The following is a 23759-nucleotide window of genomic DNA, read 5'->3' as shown; positions in this document are numbered from 1 at the left end:
GATTTACTTATGGGAGCACTAGAGAAGGAAATTCCTCGGAGATACGGTATATTGAAATATCGTCTTTACCGGAACAACTTTACTAAAATGACATTCATAAATAGGTCTGTACTACAAACCGATGACGCTATTTACACATAGTGCGATGGTGATAGCAAGCACTTTTTCTATTATTAATTTTTCAACCACTAAATGTTGCATAAATGAACATATATGCTAAATACATCGAAACGGAGCCGTGCAAATCATTAATAAGCAAGCTAAAAATAATTTATCGCACGCCACGGGATAACAGAAGGCTCGTGGCCAAACGGCCTCTTTCGCTGTGGCGGTGAACACTTTTTTTAGTTGGAAGCCTGAAGGTTGCTGCAGGATAAACAAACGCAGTAGGGACAACAGCACTGACTACCAGACCTGAAGAAGTGCCCCCGAAGGGGTAGTTCATCAGACGGCGATAATTTGATCCGCGACGATGGAATAACCGCCGTTCCACTCCATGCGTCCGGTAATGGTCAGACGTTCCCCACGTAAATGCGCCATCAGTTCCAGCGCCATGATGTCGAAGCCGACCACGGTGAGGGGATACGAGCTGCGCTTATCGCTTTCCGCCAGGATGGTCGCTTTTACCATAGGGCGGCCGGTGTTGCCTTTGATACGGCTCGGGGACTTGGTAATGACGCCTGACAACGTTGTGGTGATGGGTTTGGTGTTGGTTTCGATAGGTTGCTGATTACTCGAATTCATGACAGGTATACCTCCGCATTTTCATTTTTCGCCTGAAACGACATTCTATTTTACCTGATTACACACCGTTTGTGTGAGTGATTGTGTAAGTATCGCGCAGAATTATGCCGATAAGGCGGCTGATCCGCCGCTGCAGGGGACAAGATGAAAGCATTTACCCGTCGCCTGCACTGTGCCTGCGCATGCTGTATCCCCGCCCGGGCTGGACGAACGGACGGGGCAGGATAATTATGCACGGTATTTTTCCAGTAAGGCCAGGGCAATGGCCTCGGTTTCAGCGTCCGCCCGACCGGAAAAATTTGCGGGGCGAAAATGCATCTGGAATGCGCTGATAACCCGGATGGTTTCCTCATCGGCCTTGCCATGGAGCGGCAGGCTGTAACCGTATTTAACCAAGGCGCGCTGGATGTTAGCCACCGGCGCGTCAGCTTCCGGCGCCCTGCCCGCCAGATATTTATCCACTACGTGTTTATCTGGCCAGGCGCCGATGCCGCGCTCGGCCAGTTGGGCCCAGGGGAACAGCGGGCCGGGATCGGTTTTCCTCAGCGGTGCGATATCGCTATGCCCCACCACGTTATCGGGGCGTATCTGGTAGCGCCGGATAATATCTTCAGCCAAACGCGCCACCAGCTCGACCTGTTCGGGGGCGTAGGGATACCAACGCTTCCCCGCGGCCGATTCGGTGAAACCCGGATTGACGATTTCGATACCGATAGAGGTATCGTTAAGATTGCTACGCCCGTTCCATTCGCTTATCCCTGCATGCCAGGCGCGCTTGTCCTCGGGCACCAGCTGCTGCGCCACCGCCTTGCCGTTGATCAGCGGGGGAGCGGACGATACCAGATAATGCGCGCTTGCCGTGCCCCGTGTCAGCAAAGCCAGCGACGCCTGATCATCAACGGCGGTATAATGCATAACCAGATAGCGCACTCTCTCATCCTGGTTTAACGACGCTATAGACGTATCGACCCCATAGCCGCCGCGATCGGTTATCCCCACCCTGTCGGCGCAGCCGGCCAGCATCAACGCCACCGCGAGGGACAGGCCCGCGAAAGATTTTTTATTTATCACCTTGATCTCCTAGTGAAACAAAAATCTTAGCGTTCCCGTCATTAACTCCGCCTAAACACTATTTGATATTGCCGGTTAATCCCGTTGCCAATCCCCTTGTTACTGAAGTCTCCACCCGATAAAAAAGAAGGGTGAAGCGATTATCATTGTGATAACCAATTGGGAATAAACTCCCGCAGATAGAGAAAAAATTTGACTTTATTCAGCATTAGCCACTGCCGATTTAACCTATCCACTACGGGAATATTAATTTTCACCTTGCCGCCTTTTCCTGTGAAATGTTATTAACGTTATCCCCGGCATGTTTTTTCGCACTATCCGTAACCCGCGATGGCAACGTCTTTATTATTCCAGCACTGAATGATTTTCATCATTGATACCTTTACTTAAAAATCATTTAAATCATAATGTTACACTCAGTTTCATAGATTGAATTCCCCATGGCAGCGATAAGACGGCGCGACAGGACTTTATGATTTGATTATTTGACTTAAGTTAATTTTTTTATTTATTCTTTATACGCTATCGCCATCATTTTTTATGACGCCAATATAAAAAAATAATAATTACGATTTTCAGGCTAAAGAATTCTCACCTTAAGCCGTTAATCCTACTGGCAAGACATATTAGCCAGGCTTGATCAATTCGCCGATCAATTTTATCACCAGAACAATGATGAAGCGGCAACGATGAAAATTAACATTCTTTTTACTTTATTTCCTTTGTTGTTATCGGCATGTACCGGTGTCGGCCATTACAAAGTTGATCAGACCGCGGAAAATAAAGCGGACTTCCATTTTATCGGCATTCCCGTCCTGGCGGGGGCCATCGGCTCCAGCTTTCCCCTCACCGCGAAGTACAGCCTGACCGCCGGACATGTAGCGAAGATGATGATGGTCAAGGTAAAGGCTTACAACCCTCTGTGCGATGTGGCCATTATCTACCACGATAATACCGGACGCGCCTTGCCCAAGCTTGAGACGGCGGGCAAAGGCGATAAGCTCAGACTGTATGGGTACAACGCCTATACCGCGATGCCAACCTCTTCAAGCGGTGTGTTAAAGGAGTTCGGCTGGTGGGATAAACCCGGCACCAGTTGCCTGGTCGGCCTGAGCGACGCCGGCGGCGTGCCGGGAATGAGCGGCGGTCCGGTTTATGCGCAGGATGGCGCGATAGTCGGGGTGTTCACCGCGACGCATCCCAAGCGGAATCAGACGATGTTCGTTCCCTACCAGGAAATTGCCGGCTGGGTCACCCGGGAAACCAAAAGTTAACGGCTATCATCGATTGCGCCACCGTACTGACACAGGCGGCGCCCCATCATTCTCCCGCCGTCTGACGCCCTTTCCTCGTTAGCGCCTACCGCCGTTATGGCCGGGAAGGGTTGCTCATTATTTAACAAAGCATTCTCACTAATTTCATAACATTTGATATGAAAAGCCTTGACGTGCACATTCCCACCCTTTAATTTCGTAACGTTAATTACGAAATTAAAGTATCTCCTTATACGGAACCACAACCGGGATTTTCCCTTAACTTACAACCAAGGTGACAGCATGAGTCAATCACTCCAAGGTAAGATAGCGTTGGTCACGGGCGGCAGCACCGGAATCGGACTGGGCATTGCCAGGCAGTTTATCAATGAAGGCGCGTTTGTCTTTATCACCGCGCGCCGCCAGGCGCAGCTGGATGACGCCTTGGCCGAACTGGGTTCTAACGCCTTCGGCATCCAGGCCGACGTCGCCGACCTCGGCGCGCTTGATAACCTTTTCGCCCGCATCAAGGAACACAAGGGACACTTGGATATCGTGGTCGCTAACGCCGGCGGCGGTGAGCTACTCGGGCTGGCCGATATTACCGAAGAACACTACGATCGCACGTTCAATATCAACGTGAAAGGCGTGCTATTTACCGTACAAAAATCGTTGCCCCTGCTGGCAAAAGGCGCGTCGGTGATCCTTACCGGCTCAACCACCTCTGCTATCGGTGGGAAAAACTTTAGCGTCTATAGCGCGACAAAAGCCGCCATCCGTAATTTTGCCCGCAGCTGGATACAGGATCTGGAAGGACAGGATATCCGCGTTAACGTCTTAAGTCCCGGTCCGGTCAAAACACCGGGATTGCTGGGCCTGGTGGAGTCCGATCAGCAGCAGGCCCTGGTGGACAGCTTCGCGGCGCTGGTGCCCCTGGGAAGAGTGGGCCATCCGGATGAAATCGGCAAGGCGGCAGTATTCCTCGCCTCGGATGCGGCAAGTTTCGTCAATGGCGCCGAACTGTTCGTCGACGGCGGCCAGGCGCAAATCTGACACCCGCCAACACCGAACGCAATGCAAACGTGTTAAAGGGAGAGCGTGCCGATGGGGTCGAATCGGGCGTGGGGTTTTCGCCCGACCGAGCGTCCCATGGCGCGCTAGGCCCGCCAACACCGAACTAAACTCAGACGTGTTCAAGGGAGAGCGTGCCGATGGGGTCGAATTGGGCGTGGGGTTTTCGCCCGACCGAGCGCCCCATGGCGCGCTAGGCCCGCCAACACCGAACTCAACTCAGACGTGTTCAAGGGAGAGCGTGCCGATGGGGTCGAATCGGGCGTGGGGTTTTCGCCCGACTGAGCGCCCCATGGCGCGCTAGGCCCGCCAACGCCGAACGCAATGCAAACGTGTTAAAGGGAGAGCGTGCCGATGGGGTCGAATCGGGCGCGGGGTTTTCGCCCGACCGAGCGCCCCATGGCGCGCTAGGCCCGCCAACGCCGAACGCAATGCAAACGTGTTAAAGGGAGAGCGTGCCGATGGGGTCGAATCGGGCGTGGGGTTTTCGCCCGACCGAGCGCCCCATGGCGCGCTAGGCCCGCCAACGCCGAACGCAATGCAAACGTGTTCAAGGGAGAGCGTGCCGATGGGGTCGAATCGGGCGTGGGGTTTTCGCCCGACCGAGCGCCCCATGGCGCGCTAGGCCCGCCAACGCCGAACGCAATGCAAACGTGTTAAAGGGAGAGCGTGCCGATGGGGTCGAATCGGGCGTGGGGTTTTCGCCCGACCGAGCGCCCCGTGGCGCGCTAGGCCCGCCAACGCCGAACGCAATGCAAACGTGTTAAAGGGAGCGCGGGTTTGCCGGCCATGCCCGCATGGCGGTATCCACCACGGCGCGAGCTTCATGCGCCGAAATACCCTCCTTGGCCTTAATGGACAAACCATACAGCACCGTGGCAAAAAAGCCGGCCAATGCGCCGGCATCTGTCTGCGCCGGGACGTCGCCCTCGGCGATACCCTGCGCGATGCGCCGGCACAGCGCGCGCTCCGTCTCCTGCCGGGCCTCGTTAACGATTTTCCGCACCGGCTCCGACGCAGCGGAACAGTTGATAACCGAGAGGGCCAGCATGCATCCCGGCGGCGTACTGGTATCGGCAATACTCTCAACCGCCTGGCTCAATATGCGTTCAACCGCCGCCCGCGCGGTCTTTTCCTTCAACGCCTCGGCCTGATACCGGGCCGGACCATCGATATAACGTGCGATAGCCTCCAGGAACAGATGCTCTTTATCGCCGAAAGCACTATAAACACTGGGCGTGGTAACCTGCATGACCTTCAGCAGCTCGGCCATGGAAGTGGACTCATATCCGCGCAGCCAGAACAGACGCATCGCCCGATCCAATACCGCCTCGCGATCAAAAGAGCGCGGCCGGCCGCGCGGCTTGCCTGCAGAGGGTTTTAAGGTTTTCATAACGATCGATTCTAAATTATCGCCGCCGCCACGGCAAGCGACAGATAACACCCGGCCCCGCGTTTAAACGCTACGGACAGCGGCATATTCGCCGCCCGGCTCCCCGGCGCCGACCGAGGCAAAATAGTGCGGCATCTCACCCGCTATTATGATCAATATCTCACAACCGTGTAATAAATAATGCTTATATAGTGGCAAGCGCGAGTATTACTCGCCGGCAACAATAATTACATAATCCTATTTATTAATTAATCTGATGCATACACAGCCATATTATCATCCTTTGTCATGGGCGGGGGGCTGGCTTTTTTCGCCGTTGCCGGAACATTTTATATTAGGGATAGCACCGCAGGCGCCTGGCCATCATGACTAAAGCCAACGTCTATTATGGATAACCTATACGACGCGTGCTTTATTAAAACTATTTAATATGAATATAACCCTACGCATAATTTCGCCTATGCCGTATAAAGTCAAAAATAACAGAGGTGCATAATGACCAGAATATCACTCATCATTGCCGTCTCCCTGGCGGTCCTGAGCGGATGCGCCGCCAACCGCACCTCATCCGGCGATACCTTCACCGCCGCGCAGGCCAGGCAGATCCATACCGTCACCTACGGCACATTAATTTCCGTACGCCCCATCACGATACAGGGCGGTAATGGCGAAAACGCTGCCGGCACCATCGGCGGCGGCGTTATCGGCGGCTTTTTAGGCAACACCATCGGCGGCGGATCGGGCCGCGGCCTGGCCACCGCCGCGGGTGCCGTAGGCGGAGCGGCGGCAGGCTCGGGGATACAAAGCGCCGCCAATCGCAGCGCGGGCGTAGAGCTTGAAATCCGCCGCGACGACGGTTCGACGATTATTGTCGCCCAGGCACAGGGCCCCAGCCAGTTTTTTGTCGGACAGCGTGTCGCCATTGCCTCGGGCGGCGGCAGGGTCACGGTTTCACCACGCTAACCCGGCCACTGCCCCACTGCCGGGGCGATGTCGTTTTATAGGGAGTTATCATTATGCTTTTGCGCATGTTCCGCCGATGGATGGTCCGTTTGCTCATGGTTGCGGTTATTCTCGGTCTCGCTGCGTTTGCCATCAGGATCTATGAGACCGAACGCGGTCCGGAACTCCAGCTGTGGCACACGTACGTGCCACAGGATATGCACGCCGATGAGATTGATAAGGCGACCTGGGCCGATTATATCGCCGCCGAGAATAAACTCTTCCAGTCCGTGCGGGAAAATGTAACGGATAAACTGGATATCAGCCAGCAGACACCCTTAAACCGCTATTTTTCCGGCAGCCCGATTTTCCCCGATCGGTTTGCCACTAACTGGAACCGTTCTTATATATTGATGCCGGAGGGAACGCCCAAGGGGGCGGTGGTATTGCTGCACGGCCTGACCGACACGCCTTATAGCCTGCGCCATATCGCGGAAAGCTACCGCCGGCAGGGTTTTGTGGCCATCGGCATCCGTATGCCCGCGCACGGCACGGTGCCCGGCGCGCTGACCGATGTGCGATGGGAAGACTGGATGGCGGCTACCCGCCTGGCGGTACGCCAGGCCAGGGTGCTAGGCGGCGATGCGCCGTTACATATCGTCGGGTTTTCCAACGGCGGAGCGCTGGCCATGAAATACGCGCTCGACGCGCTGGAGAATCCGCACCTGACGAAACCAACACGGATCATTTTGCTATCGCCCATGATAGGCGTAACCCGTTTTGCCCGCTTCGCCGGCGTGGCGGGGTGGCCGGCCCTGTTCCCCGCGTTCGCCAAGGCGGCCTGGCTGGGTATCGTGCCCGAATTTAACCCGTTTAAATATAACTCTTTTCCGGTCAATGGCGGCCGGCAATCCTTTGAGCTGACACGCGCGCTACAGCAGCAGATCACCCAGGACGCCGCGAATAACCGCCTGGACGCCTTGCCGCCTATCTTGGCTTTCCAGTCGGTAATGGATTCTACCGTCAGCACCCGCGCCGTGATTACCGCGCTGTTTGAGCATCTGCCGGCGAACGGCAGTGAAGTGGTGCTGTTCGATTTGAACCAGGCAGAAAGCTTCGGTCCCTTGCTGCGCACCTCCTCCTACCTGGCGCTGTCGCGCCTGTTACCGCCGCCGCCGCGCCGCTATACCACCACCATTGTCACCAATGTCTCCTCCGATAGCCTTGATACGCTGGCACGCACTACGCTCGCCGGCCAGACGGAAGAGTCGACCGAGCTGTTGGGCATTCAGTATCCGGCGGATATTTTTTCCCTCTCGCACGTGGCGCTGCCCTTCCCGATGAACGATTCGCTCTACGGGCGCTTTCCGCAGCCGAAGGATCAATATGGCATCAGTCTGGGCGCGTTTGCCGCCCGCGGCGAAAGGGCGGTGCTGGTAGTAGGTTTGGACTCCTTAATGCGGCTCGCGTCCAATCCCTTTTATCCCTATATGTTGAAAAGGATTAACGCCAAAATTGTTATGGACGCGCAATAAAACCGATTAGCGCGAAGCTTATTCCCTTTTACCTGATCGGCGCCCGCGGCAGGCGAACAGTTTTTATTGGTAATAACCGCAAGCCAGCGTTTATCTATCGGTAAGTTTAACGTTCTCTTTATAACCAGTGTAATGAAATAGTGAAGTGTGAATAGCATCTCGATTTCCAAAAATATAACTTATGAATTAATGAGTGTAGAAATAATGTCAAATAAACAATATGTGGTGTTGTTTAATATCGCTGCGTTTCTGTCCACCGCCATGACGATATTGCCGTTATCGGCCGCGCCGCCTCCGGCTGTTACCATCGCGATGATTGAGCAACGGGCGCCGCAGCGCGTCCATTATTACCTGGGGCGCATCGAGGCCATCCAAGCGGTGGATGTGTTGACCCGCACCGAAGGGTTTATCGCCCGCAGGGAGTTCGCCGACGGACAATTGGTCACGGCTGGCGAAGTCTTATTCGAGATCGATCCCGCCCTGCACCAGGCCTCGGTCGCGCAGGCCCAGGCCCAAGTGGACAGCGCCAATGCCGGCGCGCGGCACGCCCAGGTCAATCTGACGCGGATACAGCGCCTGGGGGAACAGCGATCCGTAAGCCGCGCGGATGTTGATACGGCGGTGGCGCAGCGGGACACCGCCAACGCGGCGCTGTCACAGGCGCAGGCTACCCTGCGCCTGCAGGAACTGCAGCTCGGTTTTACCCGCATCCTTGCGCCCATCGGCGGGCGCATCGGCCACAGTCATTTCAATACCGGCAGCCTCATCAACCCGGCGAGCGGTGCGCTGGCGCATATCGTCCAGCTTGACCCCATTCGGGTGGCGGTGGCCATCAATGAACGTGACTATATCACCGTTGCCTACCGGCATACCGGCGACGCCGAAGATCTGTCCGCCAGCGGTTATACCCCCCGCCTGCAATTGGCCAATGGCCAGGAGTATGCGGAACCCGGGGTTTTTGAATCGGTGGATAACCAGATTGACAGCCAGACCGGCACCATCACCGTGCGGGCGCGTTTTGCCAATCCCCGTCATCTGCTGCTGCCCGGGGGCGTGGTCAACGTCGCGCTGGTGGCCGGCCCCGCGCAGCCGGTGGTCATGGCGCCTATCGCCGCGCTACAGCAGGACCGGGAGGGTTTTTTTGTCCTGGTGGTCGACGGCCGCCAGCGGGTGGAAGTGCGCAGGGTGGTTACCGGCAGCCAGTTTGAGCAGGAATATGAGATTAAAGAAGGATTGACCGCCGGTGAACGGGTTATCGTCGACGGCTTGCAGCGCGTACGGCCTGGCATGGAGGTCGACGCCACCCTTGCCGCCCCATCAATCGATACCTCAAGGTAAGGGACGCGCCATGCTGCATTTTTTCATCCGGCGACCGAAGTTCGCTATTGTTATCGCGGTGGTGACCGCAATTGTCGGGCTAACCGCCTTAACCGTCATACCGGTAGAACAATTTCCCACTATCGCGCCGCCGGTGGTCTCGGTCAGCGCCACTTATCCCGGCGCCAGCGCCCGGGATGTGGCCGAAGCCGTGGCCTCCCCCATCGAGGCCCAGGTCAATGGCGTCAGCCATATGCTCTATATGGAATCCAACAGCGCGAATAGCGGCGGCTACCAGCTCAATATCACTTTCGCCACCGGCACCGATCCCGACATGGCGGCGGTGGAGGTGCAAAACCGCATTGCCCAGGTCAGCGCGCAGCTGCCCGCCGAAGTGAATAATAACGGCGTGACGGTACGTAAGCGCTCCTCGAATATTTTGCTGGGCGTGAACGTATTTTCGCCTAAGCATAGCCATGACAATCTGTTCGTCAGTAATTTTACCAGCCTGCGTATCCGTGATGCCATCGCCCGTATCAACGGCGTCGGCGACGTGCAAATCTTCGGCGCTCGCGATTACAGTATGCGCATCTGGCTGGATCCGCAGCGCATGGAGGCGCTTAACGTCAGCGTACAGGATATCATCCAGGCCTTGCGCGATCAGAATATCCAGGCCGCCGCGGGTCAAATCGGCTCGCCGCCCATCAGCTCCGGCCAGCAGCGTACCCTGACCATCAGCGGCCAGGGACGTCTGCTGGGCGCGGCGCAGTTTGCCCAGGTCATTATCCGCACCAATTCCCAAGGCGGCATGGTGCGGCTTAGCGATGTGGCGCGGGTGGACCTGGGCGCGCAGAATTACCAGGTTAACTCAGCGCTGAACTCAACGGACGCGGCCTTTATGGGCGTGTACGCCGCGCCGGGCTCCAACGCGCTGAATGTGGCCAATGCGGTCAGGACGGAAATGGCGCGGCTGGCGCACACCTTCCCGCCGGACCTGGTCTATGAAATTAAATATGACTCCACCGTCACGGTCACCGCCACCCTCGATGAAATCGTGATCTCGCTAGGACTGACGCTGGTGGTGGTGCTGGCGGTGGTTTTTTTATTCCTGCAAAGCCTGCGTGCGACCTTTATCGTGGCGCTGACGATACCGGTGTCCTTGCTGGGCACTTTTGCCGTGCTGTTTATCTTCGGTTACTCCGCCAACACCCTCAGTTTGTTCGCCATTATCCTGGCGCTGACGGTAGTGGTGGATGACGCTATTGTGGTGGTGGAAAACGTGGAGCGCCTGATGTCGCAGGATGAAACGCTGACGCCGTCGACGGCAACCGGCCAGGCAATGATACAAATCGCCGGTCCCATCATCGCCACCACGTTGGTACTGCTGGCGGTATTTGTGCCTATCGCCGTCCTGCCCGGCATTACCGGGGAGCTATACCGGCAATTCGCCATTACGCTGTCCGCTGCAGTCATCTTGTCGAGCATCAACGCCCTCACCCTCACCCCGGCACTGTGCGCCGTCTTGCTATCACGGCGCGAACCGCCGGTAACCGGCATATTTGGCGGTTTTAATCGCGGCCTGAACGCCATTCGCGACGGTTATGTCCGCCTCGCCCGGATGACCGGGCGACACGCCGCGATCAGCGTGGTGATATTACTGACGGTGGGCGCGCTCACCTGGTTCGGCTATAGCCGCTTGCCCAGCGCTTTCCTGCCTGATGAAGACCAGGGATTTTTCTTTGTTAACGTACAGCTTCCGGACGGGGCCTCGTTGTCCCGTACGCAGCGGGTCATGGACCAGGCATATCAATTGATACGAGCGAATCCCGCCGTCGCGGATGTCATTAAAATTACCGGCTACAGCCTGCTTAGCGGCGGCGGCGCGCCCAATACCGCTTTCGCCTTCGTCTTGCTGAAACCCTGGGGCGAACGCGCGCATGTCGACCAGGTGTTGCCGACAATCCAGGCCCAGCTATCCACCCTACCCCAGGCGATGATCATGGCGTTTAATCCGCCGGCCATCAGCGGCCTGGGCAGCGCCTCCGGCTTCGATTTGCGCATCCAGGCGCTGGAAGGCCAATCACCGCAGGCGCTGGCACAGGTGGCCGGCGCCGTGATCCTGGCCGCCAACGAGGATCCCCGGCTAAGCCGGGTATTTACCACCTTCAGCGCCTCGGTGCCTGAGGTAGGCCTGAGTATAGACCGCGAGCGGGCCGCCCTGCTGCAAGTGCCGGTGAGCCGCATTTTCACCACGCTGCAAAGCGCGATGGGCGGAGTGAACGTAGGCGATTTTCCCCATAACGGCCGTATGTTTAACGTACAGTTGCAAAACGACATGGATTTTCGCCAGCGGCAGGAACAAATCGGGCAGATCAGCGTGCGCAGCGATAGCGGCGCCTTAGTGAGGCTGGCAAATCTGGTCCGTCTGAGTCCGGTACTGGGCGCGCCGTTTATCGCCAATTTTAACCAGTTTCCGGCGGTGACGGTCAACGGCTCGGCCGCGCAGGGCATAAGCTCGGGCCAGGCGATGAACGTCATGGAAAAGATTGTGCGGCAAACGCTGCCCGCGGGTTATGGCTATGCCTGGAGCGGCATGTCCTGGCAGGAACAGTATGCCGGCGGGCAGGCGGTATTTATCTACGCCGCCGCACTGGTTTTTGCCTATCTATTCTTGGTGGCGCAGTATGAAAGTTGGAGTATTCCGCTGGTAGTGATGTTATCAGTGCTGTTTGCCATGGCCGGCGCGGTGGCGGGGCTTTTTGCCATGGGCTTCGCCAACGATGTCTACGCCCAGATCGGTCTGGTGCTTTTGATCGGGCTGGCGGCGAAAAACGCCATACTGATCGTTGAGTTTTCCAAAGCCCGGCGGGAAGAAGGCGCCAGCATTTCCGACGCGGCCCTGGACGGCGCCCGCCAACGTTTTCGCGCGGTAATGATGACGGCCATTTCATTTATATTCGGCGTCATGCCGTTGGTGCTGGCAACCGGCGCCGGCGCGATGAGCCGGCGCATTATCGGGGTAACGGTTTTTAGCGGCATGCTGTTGGCCACCGCCCTCGGCATCATTATCATCCCCGCGCTCTATTGGCACATCCAACGGCTGCGCGAGTGGGTGAAAAGATAACGCAGTCTCCGGCACGCGCTTCTTTATACTAAGGTGCTTGTATGCAGCTTATCCAAAAGGTTATCTACTATTTTTTTATAAACCGGATTAAACTCCCCGGTCTCATCCTCCCTCACATCCACATTCACTTCACCAATGGTTTGATCGGTGAAAAAGAAAAAAAACTTATCATTTCGCTTCAAAAACTTGCAAGCAAAATAATAATAAGAGTTGTTGCTTTTATCATTGGTGTCTTCTAATGCGATGCGTATGGTAAAAGCGATAGACAACTCTTTCGACTTGTTTAATTCTTGGGCGTCCTTGACTAAGAACTCCTTGTTTATCCCCTCGCCGATGGCGATATAACTTCCTTCAGACCCATCAGGAAGATAAAAAAGGTTTGTTTCAATACCTAAATAGTCGAGGAATCCCGGGACAAAACCGCGTAAAGCGCCATGGAGATGGTCCCAATAATGTGTGCGCGAAATGATATAGTCTTCATAGGCCTTTTGTATTAGTGCATAATTGTTCATGGCTGTGTCCAAAGTAAAAAGAGTCGTGCTACCAGTATAATCATCTTTATTGTCGCTGCACCGCTGGCTGGCTGGCATGCCGAAAATCATTTACAGACCGCCGTTAAAAACCTATGGCCGGTAGTGAAGCACAGCCGCCACAGCCCTGCGCAGTGGTTTCGCCAAACGGGCTAAAAGCCTAAAGGTTTTTCAGTATTATCAAGCAACATCCGACGATATTACCCACAAAATCCTGTACTGCCTACCATCAAAACCATGGCATTATAGACGATGTCTTCGCCGGCGGCACGCGATGGTGCATCTGCCGCCAGACGTTACCGGCAACGCAGTTTTCTGTAGAAGGTTAACCTATTGCAAACGTGATGTTGCCGTTGCGTATAGGATGCGTTTTGAACTCGGCAACCCGATGGGCAAAGAGGAAAACCTATGTGGGTGGTGAAAGGAGACAGCGTCTGCCTCGAGCACGGCAAACGCCTTATTCTTTGGCTTAACATTGTCGCCTATTTATTGTAAAGGATCTTATTCAGCCTCTTCCGCTACGTTATTTCCGTAGAGACGCTTTTGCCTTTCTTAATTAGGCTATTCCGTCGCATCGACATTTTCCAATAAAAAACGCGGCTGTAGCCGCCAGTCATAATAGTCGCTGGAATGGACACCCTGCACAAGACAAAGCAGGTGAACCCGCCTGCCTTGGCCGTTGTCGCCGGAAAAAACGGACCTCAGGCGGGAGCCCTGGTTATTAAACATCTTGGGATACGATGGACAGCGCATGAACACCTCCGCATCATTTTGAATGACGCGGAGATGTCGACCAGACCTGCGCGATTAACCTCACGATTAAAATCTTAGCTGTAGGCTCATGATAACAATACCAGGCAGAAGAATCCCCGACCTTACACTGACATGGCTATTCACATCATACTTAACGCCATGATATATATAGGGAGCGAAGCCTATACCCGTTGCCCGTTTAATATCCTGGTAGAACCCATCATCGCCACAACGCTCAAAGGGCGTAAATACAAACTCCCCCGCGTAGGCGTATAGCCCTTCAAAGCTCCACTGGTTGCGCCTTACCCAGTTTTTTCCCATACCCAGCAATACGCATCTATTACTTTCACTATTGATAAAAGTACCGGCAAAAAAACTGTAATCCGAATTTTTATGCACTTTTCTTTCTATGGCAACCAGTTGGTTCTTAAAGTACTGGTTATCCCCCTCCTTCGGGGCATAAATGTGATACGCAAAGGAGGCGGTATCTAATGAATAGAGATCCAAATCGTTCGCAAATGCTTGTGAAAAGCAAGACATCAGGCACATAAAACATATGAATTTTATCCACCGGGATTTACCAGACAATTTTACCTCCCTATTCCAGAGACTGGCATATTGCTTTTACTGTTCCTAACAAACCCGCGTTGATACCCCATTTTTTAGTTTCTGCGCCGAAGAAAACCCGTCCCTAAACGCAGTACCGCTGACATAAAAATACATTTATATCAAATACTTATATCCATAAGCTCACCTATAAATGGATAACACTCATGTCTTTTTGTTTAATAACATATTACAACATGATGTTTTTAGATGTTTTTAGATGTTTTTTACAAAAAAATCAAGCCATCGGAATGCAGGCTTCAAGCATAAGCGTTACTTTAGCGGCAGGACGGGATAATCCCGATATCATGCAAGAAGCTGAAAGTTTGATGTGGGCTGACTGCCTGTAATTTTTATACATTGCCACGGTGTGGCATTGGCTGGATTTAGTCTTGCCGTTATTAATGGGGGGAATCAATGGCGCAAAATAGCGGTACGGGTTCTGGCACTGTGATTTCATTGAACCGCGGGGCAGTATCGTGGGTGACTCGCGGGGATGCGGAAACCTATAAGAGTCAACCGCTACCAGGTATAAAGCAAAATTTATGGCGGCGGCTACACACCTATATCGTCCATTGATTCGCAGCGTGTTCAGTATCACAGCGGATAATTTGAATCCGAATGGTACGCCCTACTGGATTCGAACCAGTGACCTACGGCTTAGAAGGCCGTTGCTCTATCCGACTGAGCTAAGGGCGCACTGCGGGAAGTTGCTGGATAACGCGGATTGGATTATACGGAGCGGACCGGTCGAGTCAATGGCTTTTATGACAACGGGTGGTTCGCTGGACAAAAGGATTTCATTCAGTGCCTGACAGCGGGCCGCGCTTCTGCCAAAATACCCCCCATCTCAGCATGATTACACTGATGGATTGCCGATTCTGATGGTCGCTAAACTTATTGATGGTAAAACTATTGCTCAGCAGGTCAGGGATGAAGTGGCCGTGCGGGTGCGGCAACGCCTGAGCGTCGGGAAACGCGCGCCGGGACTGGCGGTGGTATTGGTCGGGGAAAATCCGGCATCGCAGATCTACGTCGCCAATAAGCGCAAAGCCTGCGAGGATGTCGGTTTTGTCTCCCGCTCCTATGAATTGCCGAGCACGGTCAGCGAGGCCGAACTGCTGGCGCTTATCGATACGCTTAATGCCGATAAGACGATTGATGGTATCCTGGTGCAACTGCCGCTGCCTCCGGGCATGGATAATATCAACGTGCTGGAGCGCATTGCGCCGGATAAGGATGTGGACGGATTCCACCCTTATAATGTCGGCCGCCTGTGCCAGCGGGCGCCATTGCTGCGGCCCTGCACCCCACGCGGCATCATCACCCTGCTGGAACGTTATCAGATCGAGACCTTCGGGGTGAATGCCGTAGTGGTGGGCGCATCCAACATCGTCGGGCGGCCGATGAGCCTGGAACTGCTGCTGGCCGGCTGCACCGTCACCGTCACCCACCGGTTTACCAGGGACCTCCAGCGTCATATCGAATATGCCGACCTGCTGGTGGTGGCGGTGGGCAAACCCGGATTTATTCCCGGCGAATGGATTAAACCCGGTGCCGTGGTGCTGGATGTCGGCATCAGCCGTCTTGCCAACGGCAAGGTGGCGGGCGACGTGGCCTTCGAGGCGGCTTCGCAGCGCGCATCCTATATTACGCCGGTACCCGGCGGCGTCGGTCCTATGACGGTCGCGACCCTTATTCAAAACACTTTGCAGGCATGTGAAGACTTTCACGATACAGCATCTTAACGGCGGAACACGATGGAAACTTTCTCACTTGACGGCCATCCGTACATTGAACTGTGCGATTTACTGAAGATTCAGGGTTGGTGTCACAGCGGCGCGGCGGCTAAAACCGCCATTTATGGTCAGCAGGTCAAGGTCAACGGTGCGATGGAAACCCGCAAGCGATGCAAGATCGTCACCGGGCAGCAGGTGGAATTTTTAGGACAGGTGGTGAAAGTCGTCGAATGAACCGCTATCGGCCCGGCGCAGGATATCCGTATGCCGCCGGGGCGTGAAGCGCTATAAACAACAAGGGCGCGGAAAAACCGCGCCCTTGCCGTATCCGCAGCCGTAAGAAACAACGCTTATTGCTGGCGCATGCCGCGGCGCAAACCCGCCTTCAGCCCCGGCAACGCGGCGCTATTATCCACGCCGCCAGATGGTGCCGCCGGCGCCGTCTTCCAATACGATGCCCAGTTCGGTCAGTTTTGCGCGGGCCTCGTCCGCCAGTTGCCACTGTTTATTGTTGCGCGCATCGTTACGTTGCTTGATCAGCGCCTCGATCTGTTCGGTTTCACTGATATCCACCCGGGCGCCGTTTTGCAGGAACTGCTCGGGATCCTGTTCCAGCAAGCCCAGGACATTCGCCAACCGGCGCAGCGCCGCTGCCAGCCCGAGCGACGCAGGCGGGTTTTCCACCTTCAGGCGGTTGATTTCGCGGGCCATCTCGAACAACACCGAATACGCTTCCGGCGTATTAAAATCATCATCCATGGCGGCGGTAAACTGGTCGACAAACGACTCGCCGCCGGCGGGCACGGCCGCTGCATCAGTACCGCGCAGGGCGATGTAAAGCCGCTCAAGGGAGGATCTGGCCTGTTTGAGATTATCTTCACTGTAATTCAGTTGGCTGCGGTAATGGCCGGACATCAGGAAATACCGCACCGTTTCCGCATCGTAATATTTCAGCACGTCGCGCACGGTAAAAAAGTTATCCAGCGATTTGGACATTTTTTCCCGATCGACCATCACCATGCCGGAATGCATCCAATAATTGACATAAGGCCCTTCGTGGGCGCAGCTCGACTGGGCGATTTCGTTTTCGTGGTGGGGAAACATCAGGTCCGAACCGCCGCCGTGAATATCGAAATGATTGCCCAAATGCTTGCAGTTCATGGCCGAGCATTCCACATGCCAGCCCGGACGCCCCGGTCCCCATGGCGACGGCCAGCTGGGCTCGCCTTCCTTGGACATTTTCCACAAGACGAAATCCATCGGGTTGCGTTTGACATCGTCGATATCCACCCGGGCGCCGGCCTGCAACTGCTCGAGATCCTGACGCGATAACACGCCATAGGTGGGGTCGGAGTCCACAGCGAACATGACATCGCCGTTGGCGGCCTGGTAGGCATGGTTTTTTTGCAGCAAGACCGCCACGATGTCGATGATATCGGCCATGTGCAAGGTCGCGCGTGGTTCTTCATCCGGACGCAGAATATTCAGGCTGTCGAAGTCCCGGTGCATTTCAGCGATCATACGGCCGGTAAGCGTATCGATGCTTTCATCGTTGGCATGGGCCCGTTTGATGATCTTGTCGTCAATATCGGTGATGTTACGCACATACTTCACCTCATAACCTTTAAAACGCAGGTACCGGGTAACGACGTCGAAGGCGACAAACGTCCGGCCGTGGCCGATATGACAAAGGTCATAAACGGTGATGCCGCACACGTACATACCGACTTTACCGGCATGAATGGGTTGGAAATCCTCTTTTTGACGTGTCAGGGTATTATAAATCTTCAGCATCGACATTCATTCCATGGTGTTAACGGGTACGTGTGTATAGCGACAAGTTGAGACAGGGTATTTTCCAACAGCGTATTGAACCCTGAAGGCGTCGGTAATGCAAGGACGGGGCCCTGGTTTTCAAACGGCGGGTTATCCCCGGCCAACAGCACGGCCTGGCTTGCCAGAATAACAGAAATGGTCATCCGCTGCGGTGAATGCTGACTCCATGGCAGACTTATGTTATAAATCCAGTCTGCTTGATCACTTCGTGTGAGCAACTCTTTTACCGACTCGTAGGACAACTATTTATGGTCACTCTTCATACCAATCACGGCGATATCGTTATTAAGACCTTCGCCGACAAAGCGCCGTTAACCGTTGAGAACTTCCTGACCTATTGCCGTGACGGCTTTTATGATAATACCATTTTCCATCGCGTTATTAATGGTTTCATGATCCAGGGCGGCGGTTTTGAACCCGGCATGACGCAGAAAAAAACCCGCGCCACCGTGAAAAACGAAGCCAACAATGGCCTGAAGAACAATCGCGGCACCCTGGCCATGGCCCGCACCAACGATCCGCATTCCGCCACCGCGCAATTCTTTATTAACCTGGTGGATAACGACTTCCTGAACTTCCGTTCCGAACGCCCGGACGGTTGGGGATATTGCGTTTTCGCCGAAGTAACCGACGGTATGGATGTAGTCGATAAGATTAAAAACGTGGCGACCGGCAACAGCGGCCCGCATCAGGATGTACCGAAAGAAGATGTGATCATAACCGGCGTGACCGTAGACGAATAAATCGTTGCCATGGCAACCCTGTTTGTTGCGGATATTCATCTTAGCGTCCAGGAACCGGCGATTACCGCCGGTTTTCTGCATTTTTTGCAACGGCAGGCCGTCCACGCCGACGCGCTCTATATCCTGGGCGATTTGTTCGAAGCCTGGATTGGCGATGACGACCCTTCCCCGCTGCACGGCGAGATAGCCGCGGCGCTGAATGCGCTGGCGCTTCGGGGAATACCCTGTTTTTTTATCCACGGCAACCGGGATTTCCTGCTGGGCCGGGATTTTGCCGCCGCCAGCGGCATGACGCTGCTGCCGGAAGAACAACTGCTTACCCTGTACGGCCGGTCGGTGCTGGTCCTGCACGGCGATACGCTGTGTACCGATGATCAGGCTTATCAACGCTACCGCCGGCGGATCAATCAACGTTGGCTGCAGCGCCTGTTCCTGGCGCTGCCGCTGAGATGGCGCCTGCGCATTGCCGGACGGATGCGGGCCAGCAGCCAGCGCGCCAATATGACGAAATCCCAGACGATTATGGACGTCAGCCAAGAGGCGGTTACCGCCGCGCTTGTGCGTCATGGGACCGATTGGATGATCCATGGCCATACCCACCGGCCGGCGATCCATGCCGTGCAGACCGCGGCGGGCATCGCCCATCGCGCGGTACTGGGCGCCTGGCATCTTCAGGGGTCGATGATCCGGGTTACCGGGGCCAGCGTCGAGTTGATTGAGTTCCCCTTCGATTAAGCGGCGCAATTTATAGCGCCGGCGGCTACGCAACCGTTTTCCTCTCCAGGCGCACATGATATGCTCTACGCCCTCTTCTTTCTGATAGCCTGCGCGGACGCATTGCGGCGCAGGCTGTGGGAGAGCGGTCGGCAACATTTACAGGAGCACCACGCGCATGCAATCCAATCTTGCCCCGGCAAAAATCGCCATCGTCATGGGGTCCAAAAGCGACTGGGCCACGATGCAATTCGCCGCTGACATTCTCGCCACGCTGCAGCTTGCCTGTCATGTGGAGATCGTCTCGGCGCATCGCACCCCCGACAAGCTCTTCCGCTTTGCTGAACAGGCATCCGCCGCCGGGTTTGAAGTGATTATCGCCGGCGCGGGCGGTGCCGCCCATCTGCCCGGCATGCTGGCGGCAAAAACGCTGGTGCCGGTACTTGGCGTGCCGGTGCAGAGCGCGGCATTAAGCGGCGTCGACAGCCTCTATTCCATTGTCCAGATGCCGCGCGGCGTGCCGGTGGGTACCCTGGCGATCGGCAAGGCCGGCGCGGCCAACGCCGCACTGCTGGCGGCGCAGATCCTGGCGTTGCACGATCGGGAATTATCCGCCCGGCTGGCGGCCTGGCGTGTGGCGCAGACTGACGAGGTGCTGGCGCATCCCGATCCGCGGGAGGAAGCATGAAACCGGTTTGTATCCTGGGCAACGGCCAGCTTGGGCGCATGCTGCGCCAGGCCGGCGAGCCGCTGGGCATTGCAGTCTTCCCGGTGGGGCTTGACGCCGATCCCGGCTCGGTGCCGGTGGCGCAAAGCGTGATTACCGCCGAGATCGAGCGCTGGCCGCAGACCCCCCTTACCCGCGAGCTGGCCCAGCATAATGCCTTTGTTAACCGCGATATTTTCCCGCGGCTTGCCGACCGGCTGACGCAAAAACAGCTGCTGGACAGCCTGAGGCTTGCCACCGCGCCCTGGGAAGAACTGACCGCGGCGGCGCAATGGCCGCAGGTGTTTGCCTCCTTTGGCGACCTGGCCATCGTCAAGCGGCGCGTGGGCGGCTATGACGGGCGCGGCCAATGGCGTCTCGTACCCGGCGAAGAGGCGGCGCTGCCCCAGGAGTGCTACGGCAGTTGTATCGTTGAGCGCGGTATCGCCTTTTCCGGCGAAGTTTCGCTGATCGGCGCCCGCGGCCATAACGGCGACAGGGTATTTTATCCGCTGACGCATAACCTGCATCAGGACGGCATCCTGCGCACCAGCGTGGTTTTTGCCCGGCCGGACGACAGATTGCAGCGCCGGGCCGAGAGCATGCTCTCGGCAATAATGCATGAACTAAAATATGTCGGCGTGATGGCGATGGAATGTTTTATCGACGGCGATGATCTGTTGATTAACGAGCTGGCGCCACGGGTGCACAACAGTGGGCACTGGACGCAAAACGGCGCGTCCATCAGCCAGTTCGAGCTGCACCTGCGCGCCATCCTCGGCCTGCCGATGCCTAAACCCGCCGTCACGGCACCGTCGGTGATGGTTAATCTTATCGGCACCGACTGCAACGCCGAATGGCTGGCCGAGCCGCTGGTCCATCTGCATTGGTATGAAAAAGAGGTGCGCCCGGGGCGTAAGGTCGGCCACCTGAATCTTAACCATAGCGATCCCGCCGCGCTGAGCCTGGCGTTGGAACATCTCGCTCCAATGCTACCAGTGGAGTATTACAGCGGGCTGGAATGGGCGCGGCAAAAACTGGCCGAATTGGGCTGAAAGATCGCGGAGAGACTCACTTAAAAAGGCCCCGGCGGGGGCGGTGAAGTTCATGCCAGGCCGGTGGGGTTTCCGCCGGCCATGCATCGAGCGCCCCCTGTATTGCCCGGCGCAGGCAATACAGGAATACACCTAAGCCTTGCACATGAAATAGTTGCCCAGGCGGCATGCATCACACCGCCGGCAAAATTGTCCCCCAAATAACATCACGCTTTGCGCATCAGACCATAAAATCTTTCAGCGCGCCATTAAGCGTGGCGCTTGGGCACATGGCCCGGCTGGCCAATTCCGGCGACGGATGATAATACCCGCCGATATCAACCGCCTTGCCCTGCACCTGGTTTAACTCGGCGACAATCTGGCCTTCGTGTTCGGCAAGGGTTTTCGCCAAGGGGGCAAACTGATCGCGCAGCTCGGCATCCTCATCCTGCCCCGCCAGCGCCTGCGCCCAATACAGCGCCAGGTAGAAATGGCTGCCGCGATTGTCCAGCTCGCCGGTTTTACGCGAAGGCGATTTGTTGGTATCCAGGAATTTACCGTTGGCCTGATCGAGCGTTTTCGCCAAAATTTTCGCCTTGGCGTTGGCGCGGGTGCTGCCCACATGGTCCAGGGACGCCGCCAGCGCCAGGAACTCGCCCAGGGAATCCCAGCGCAGGTGGTTTTCCTGCAGGAACTGCTGGACATGTTTTGGCGCCGAGCCGCCGGCGCCGGTTTCAAACAGGCCGCCGCCGCTCATCAGCGGCACGATGGACAGCATCTTGGCGCTGGTGCCCAATTCCATGATCGGGAACAGATCGGTCAGGTAGTCGCGCAGCACGTTGCCGGTCACCGAGATGGTGTCCTTGCCCTGGCGGATGCGATCGATGGAGAACTGGGTCGCTTCTTCCGGCGACATAATGCGAATATCCAGCCCGCTGACATCGTGATCCTTCAGGTAACGCTCCACCTTGCGGATCATTTGCGCGTCATGGGCGCGGGCCGGGTCGAGCCAGAAGATGGCCGGAGTATTGGATTCACGGGCGCGGTTAACCGCCAGTTTCACCCAATCCTGGATAGGCAGATCCTTGGCCTGGCACATGCGCCAGATATCGCCGGCCTCGACGGATTGTTCCAGCAGCACGTTGCCCTGCTCGTCGGTAACCTTGACTACACCGTCCTGTTTGATCTGGAAAGTTTTATCATGCGAGCCGTATTCCTCGGCCTTTTGCGCCATCAGGCCCACGTTGGGCACGCTGCCCATGGTGGTCGGATCGAAGGCGCCGTGCCGTTTGCAATCGTCGATCACCACCTGGTATACGCCTGCGTAGCAGCGATCCGGGATCACCGCCTTGGTATCATGCAGCTTGCCGTCGGCGCCCCACATCTTGCCGGAGTCGCGGATCATCGCCGGCATCGAGGCGTCGACAATGACATCGCTCGGCACATGCAGATTGGTGATGCCTTTGTCGGAATTGACCATGGCCAACTGCGGCCGCACCTGGTACAACGCCTGGATGGCCTGTTCGATTTCCTGCTGGCGGTCGGCGGGCAGCGCCTTGATCTTGGCGTACAGATCGCCGATGCCGTTATTGACATCAATGCCCAGCGGTTTGAGTTCGTCCGCGTAGCGCTCCAGCACATCCTGGTAATACTCAGCGACAAACTGGCCGAAGATGATGGGGTCGGAGACTTTCATCATGGTGGCTTTCAGATGCACCGACAGCAGCACGCCCTGTTTTTTGGCATCCTCAAGCTGTTCGGCGATAAAGCGGCGCAGCGCCTTTTTACTCATCACCGACGCGTCGATAATCTCACCGGCATTCACGGCGGTTTTGGCTTTCAGTACCTGTACCGCGCCGTCTTTGCCCACCAGCTCGATTTTTACGCTGCCGTTATCGGCAATCAGTGCGGATTTTTCGCTGCCGTAAAAATCGCCGTCGCTCATATGGGCAACGTGGGATTTTGAGTCGGCGGACCAGGCGCCCATCCGGTGCGGATGCTTGCGGGCATAATTTTTCACCGACAGCGGCGCGCGGCGATCGGAGTTACCTTCGCGCAGCACTGGGTTTACCGCGCTGCCTTTGATTTTATCGTAACGGGCATTGGCTTCTTTTTCGGCGTCCGTGGCGGGTTCATCCACATAGTCCGGCACCTTGTAGCCCTGCTGTTGCAGTTCCTTGATGGCCGCTTTCAGCTGCGGCAGCGAAGCGCTGATATTGGGTAATTTTATAATATTGGCTTCGGGGGTGACGGCCAGTTGGCCAAGCTCGGCCAGGTGATCGGCGATTTTTTGATTTTCGTTAAGGTATTCCGGGAAGTTGGCGATGATGCGCCCGGCCAGCGAGATATCGCGCGTTTCCACCGCGATGCCCAGGGATTGGGTGAACGCCCTGATGATCGGCAGCAGGGAATAGGTGGCCAGGGCCGGGGCTTCATCAGTAAGCGTATAGACGATCTTCGAGGTTGTGGACATTTATTACGTTAACTCCTCTATATCATAGCGATTGCAACTATCTTGAAGAGTGCGGGACCGTTGCGTTCACCGTCGGCACCATCCGGGAGCATAGGCGGAAAAAAACGATTTCCGGGAAACACTTCCAGGTGCTTCAGTTGGGCAGAGTGGGTCTGCGGAATGATGGTGTACCAGG

The 23759-nt window shown here is 56.1% G+C and carries 20 protein-coding genes and 1 tRNA gene; 13 read left to right on the top strand and 8 right to left on the bottom strand.

Going from position 1 to position 23759, the window contains the following annotated elements; all coding sequences use genetic code 11:
• Positions 1-444: 444 nt before the first annotated feature.
• Positions 445-744: a hypothetical protein gene (locus ACL2XQ_RS05505; RefSeq protein ID WP_410016119.1), complete on the bottom strand. Its 300-nt coding sequence runs from the start codon at positions 742-744 to the stop codon at positions 445-447.
• A gap of 228 nt (positions 745-972) precedes the next feature.
• A complete protein-coding gene (locus ACL2XQ_RS05500; RefSeq protein WP_413723408.1) occupies positions 973-1767 on the bottom strand; it encodes an N-acetylmuramoyl-L-alanine amidase in 795 nt (264 codons plus the stop codon).
• 737 nt (positions 1768-2504) lie between these two features.
• Here ACL2XQ_RS05500 and ACL2XQ_RS05495 point away from each other — a divergent pair.
• Together ACL2XQ_RS05495 and ACL2XQ_RS05490 are read left to right on the top strand one after the other, a co-directional pair.
• On the top strand, positions 2505-3089 hold the full coding sequence (locus ACL2XQ_RS05495; RefSeq protein ID WP_413722280.1) for a trypsin-like peptidase domain-containing protein: 585 nt from the start codon (positions 2505-2507) through the stop codon (positions 3087-3089).
• Between the two features lie 282 nt (positions 3090-3371).
• On the top strand, positions 3372-4121 hold the full coding sequence (locus ACL2XQ_RS05490; protein ID WP_413722279.1) for an SDR family oxidoreductase: 750 nt from the start codon (positions 3372-3374) through the stop codon (positions 4119-4121).
• A gap of 781 nt (positions 4122-4902) precedes the next feature.
• On the opposite strand, the gene ACL2XQ_RS05485 is transcribed toward ACL2XQ_RS05490, so the two are convergent.
• Complete coding sequence (locus tag ACL2XQ_RS05485; RefSeq protein ID WP_410016122.1) at positions 4903-5532, bottom strand: TetR/AcrR family transcriptional regulator; 630 nt, start codon at positions 5530-5532, stop codon at positions 4903-4905.
• Positions 5533-6027: 495 nt separating this feature from the next.
• Here ACL2XQ_RS05485 and ACL2XQ_RS05480 point away from each other — a divergent pair, with 495 nt between their 5' ends.
• From ACL2XQ_RS05480 to ACL2XQ_RS05465, 4 genes are all read left to right on the top strand, one after another.
• Positions 6028-6495: a glycine zipper 2TM domain-containing protein gene (locus tag ACL2XQ_RS05480; protein ID WP_413727064.1), complete on the top strand. Its 468-nt coding sequence runs from the start codon at positions 6028-6030 to the stop codon at positions 6493-6495.
• An 80-nt stretch (positions 6496-6575) separates the two neighbouring features.
• Positions 6576-8009 (top strand): alpha/beta hydrolase, encoded by a 1434-nt coding sequence (locus ACL2XQ_RS05475; RefSeq protein ID WP_413723407.1) that lies wholly within the window; start codon positions 6576-6578, stop codon positions 8007-8009.
• Positions 8010-8270: 261 nt separating this feature from the next.
• Positions 8271-9347, top strand: coding sequence for an efflux RND transporter periplasmic adaptor subunit (locus tag ACL2XQ_RS05470; RefSeq protein ID WP_413740501.1), 1077 nt, complete (start codon positions 8271-8273; stop codon positions 9345-9347).
• A gap of 10 nt (positions 9348-9357) precedes the next feature.
• Entirely contained in the window at positions 9358-12450 is a 3093-nt protein-coding gene (locus ACL2XQ_RS05465; RefSeq protein WP_413722277.1) for an efflux RND transporter permease subunit, read from the top strand.
• Between the two features lie 23 nt (positions 12451-12473).
• Here ACL2XQ_RS05465 and ACL2XQ_RS05460 read toward each other — a convergent pair whose 3' ends face one another.
• Both ACL2XQ_RS05460 and ACL2XQ_RS05455 read right to left on the bottom strand, forming a co-directional pair.
• A complete protein-coding gene (locus tag ACL2XQ_RS05460; RefSeq protein WP_413722276.1) occupies positions 12474-13052 on the bottom strand; it encodes a hypothetical protein in 579 nt (192 codons plus the stop codon).
• Between the two features lie 747 nt (positions 13053-13799).
• Complete coding sequence (locus tag ACL2XQ_RS05455; RefSeq protein WP_413722275.1) at positions 13800-14321, bottom strand: hypothetical protein; 522 nt, start codon at positions 14319-14321, stop codon at positions 13800-13802.
• A gap of 185 nt (positions 14322-14506) precedes the next feature.
• Here ACL2XQ_RS05455 and ACL2XQ_RS05450 point away from each other — a divergent pair, with 185 nt between their 5' ends.
• Positions 14507-14689: a hypothetical protein gene (locus tag ACL2XQ_RS05450; RefSeq protein ID WP_413740120.1), complete on the top strand. Its 183-nt coding sequence runs from the start codon at positions 14507-14509 to the stop codon at positions 14687-14689.
• 272 nt (positions 14690-14961) lie between these two features.
• Here ACL2XQ_RS05450 and ACL2XQ_RS05445 read toward each other — a convergent pair.
• Positions 14962-15038 (bottom strand) — tRNA-Arg (locus tag ACL2XQ_RS05445).
• A gap of 185 nt (positions 15039-15223) precedes the next feature.
• Between ACL2XQ_RS05445 and folD the strand changes: the two genes are divergently transcribed.
• Positions 15224-16087 (top strand): bifunctional methylenetetrahydrofolate dehydrogenase/methenyltetrahydrofolate cyclohydrolase FolD, encoded by an 864-nt coding sequence (gene folD / locus ACL2XQ_RS05440; protein WP_410016140.1) that lies wholly within the window; start codon positions 15224-15226, stop codon positions 16085-16087.
• Between the two features lie 12 nt (positions 16088-16099).
• Entirely contained in the window at positions 16100-16312 is a 213-nt protein-coding gene (gene ybcJ, locus ACL2XQ_RS05435) for a ribosome-associated protein YbcJ (RefSeq protein ID WP_410016141.1), read from the top strand.
• Between the two features lie 174 nt (positions 16313-16486).
• On the opposite strand, the gene cysS is transcribed toward ybcJ, so the two are convergent.
• Complete coding sequence (cysS, locus tag ACL2XQ_RS05430; RefSeq protein ID WP_413727066.1) at positions 16487-17872, bottom strand: cysteine--tRNA ligase; 1386 nt, start codon at positions 17870-17872, stop codon at positions 16487-16489.
• A gap of 290 nt (positions 17873-18162) precedes the next feature.
• Between cysS and ppiB the strand changes: the two genes are divergently transcribed.
• From ppiB to purK, 4 genes are all read left to right on the top strand, one after another.
• The gene (gene ppiB / locus ACL2XQ_RS05425) at positions 18163-18657 is read left to right on the top strand and encodes a peptidylprolyl isomerase B (protein WP_410016143.1); all 495 of its coding nucleotides are present in this window, start codon (positions 18163-18165) and stop codon (positions 18655-18657) included.
• A gap of 9 nt (positions 18658-18666) precedes the next feature.
• Positions 18667-19392, top strand: coding sequence for a UDP-2,3-diacylglucosamine diphosphatase (locus ACL2XQ_RS05420; protein ID WP_413740119.1), 726 nt, complete (start codon positions 18667-18669; stop codon positions 19390-19392).
• A gap of 157 nt (positions 19393-19549) precedes the next feature.
• Positions 19550-20059, top strand: a complete 510-nt coding sequence (purE, locus tag ACL2XQ_RS05415; protein WP_413722273.1) for a 5-(carboxyamino)imidazole ribonucleotide mutase — start codon at positions 19550-19552, stop codon at positions 20057-20059.
• Positions 20056-21132 carry a 5-(carboxyamino)imidazole ribonucleotide synthase gene (gene purK / locus ACL2XQ_RS05410; RefSeq protein WP_413740118.1) on the top strand — a complete coding sequence of 359 codons (1077 nt, stop codon included), beginning with the start codon at positions 20056-20058 and terminating at the stop codon, positions 21130-21132. The genes purE and purK overlap by 4 nt, the downstream gene beginning before the upstream one ends.
• A gap of 220 nt (positions 21133-21352) precedes the next feature.
• On the opposite strand, the gene ACL2XQ_RS05405 is transcribed toward purK, so the two are convergent.
• Entirely contained in the window at positions 21353-23584 is a 2232-nt protein-coding gene (locus tag ACL2XQ_RS05405; RefSeq protein WP_410016147.1) for an NADP-dependent isocitrate dehydrogenase, read from the bottom strand.
• Between the last annotated feature and the right edge of the window lie 175 nt (positions 23585-23759).

Origin of the sequence: Sodalis sp. RH14 (assembly GCF_047324285.1) — a bacterium.
GTDB lineage: Bacteria > Pseudomonadota > Gammaproteobacteria > Enterobacterales > Enterobacteriaceae > Acerihabitans.
Note: the sequence above shows the minus strand (reverse complement) of the source record. Positions and strands in the feature narration are given on the sequence as shown.

Coding starts and splice junctions, on each gene's coding strand:
- ACL2XQ_RS05465 (WP_413722277.1), top strand. CDS start 9,358: ATGCTGCATTTTTTCATCCGGCGACCGAAGTTCGCTATTGTTATCGCG.
- ACL2XQ_RS05470 (WP_413740501.1), top strand. CDS start 8,271: ATGACGATATTGCCGTTATCGGCCGCGCCGCCTCCGGCTGTTACCATC.
- ACL2XQ_RS05495 (WP_413722280.1), top strand. CDS start 2,505: ATGAAAATTAACATTCTTTTTACTTTATTTCCTTTGTTGTTATCGGCA.
- ACL2XQ_RS05420 (WP_413740119.1), top strand. CDS start 18,667: ATGGCAACCCTGTTTGTTGCGGATATTCATCTTAGCGTCCAGGAACCG.
- cysS (WP_413727066.1), bottom strand. CDS start 17,872: ATGCTGAAGATTTATAATACCCTGACACGTCAAAAAGAGGATTTCCAA.
- ACL2XQ_RS05450 (WP_413740120.1), top strand. CDS start 14,507: ATGTCTTTTTGTTTAATAACATATTACAACATGATGTTTTTAGATGTT.
- ACL2XQ_RS05405 (WP_410016147.1), bottom strand. CDS start 23,584: ATGTCCACAACCTCGAAGATCGTCTATACGCTTACTGATGAAGCCCCG.
- ACL2XQ_RS05475 (WP_413723407.1), top strand. CDS start 6,576: ATGGTCCGTTTGCTCATGGTTGCGGTTATTCTCGGTCTCGCTGCGTTT.
- ACL2XQ_RS05490 (WP_413722279.1), top strand. CDS start 3,372: ATGAGTCAATCACTCCAAGGTAAGATAGCGTTGGTCACGGGCGGCAGC.
- folD (WP_410016140.1), top strand. CDS start 15,224: ATGGTCGCTAAACTTATTGATGGTAAAACTATTGCTCAGCAGGTCAGG.
- ppiB (WP_410016143.1), top strand. CDS start 18,163: ATGGTCACTCTTCATACCAATCACGGCGATATCGTTATTAAGACCTTC.
- ACL2XQ_RS05485 (WP_410016122.1), bottom strand. CDS start 5,532: ATGAAAACCTTAAAACCCTCTGCAGGCAAGCCGCGCGGCCGGCCGCGC.
- ACL2XQ_RS05500 (WP_413723408.1), bottom strand. CDS start 1,767: ATGCTGGCCGGCTGCGCCGACAGGGTGGGGATAACCGATCGCGGCGGC.
- purE (WP_413722273.1), top strand. CDS start 19,550: ATGCAATCCAATCTTGCCCCGGCAAAAATCGCCATCGTCATGGGGTCC.
- purK (WP_413740118.1), top strand. CDS start 20,056: ATGAAACCGGTTTGTATCCTGGGCAACGGCCAGCTTGGGCGCATGCTG.
- ACL2XQ_RS05480 (WP_413727064.1), top strand. CDS start 6,028: ATGACCAGAATATCACTCATCATTGCCGTCTCCCTGGCGGTCCTGAGC.
- ACL2XQ_RS05460 (WP_413722276.1), bottom strand. CDS start 13,052: ATGATTTTCGGCATGCCAGCCAGCCAGCGGTGCAGCGACAATAAAGAT.
- ybcJ (WP_410016141.1), top strand. CDS start 16,100: ATGGAAACTTTCTCACTTGACGGCCATCCGTACATTGAACTGTGCGAT.
- ACL2XQ_RS05505 (WP_410016119.1), bottom strand. CDS start 744: ATGAATTCGAGTAATCAGCAACCTATCGAAACCAACACCAAACCCATC.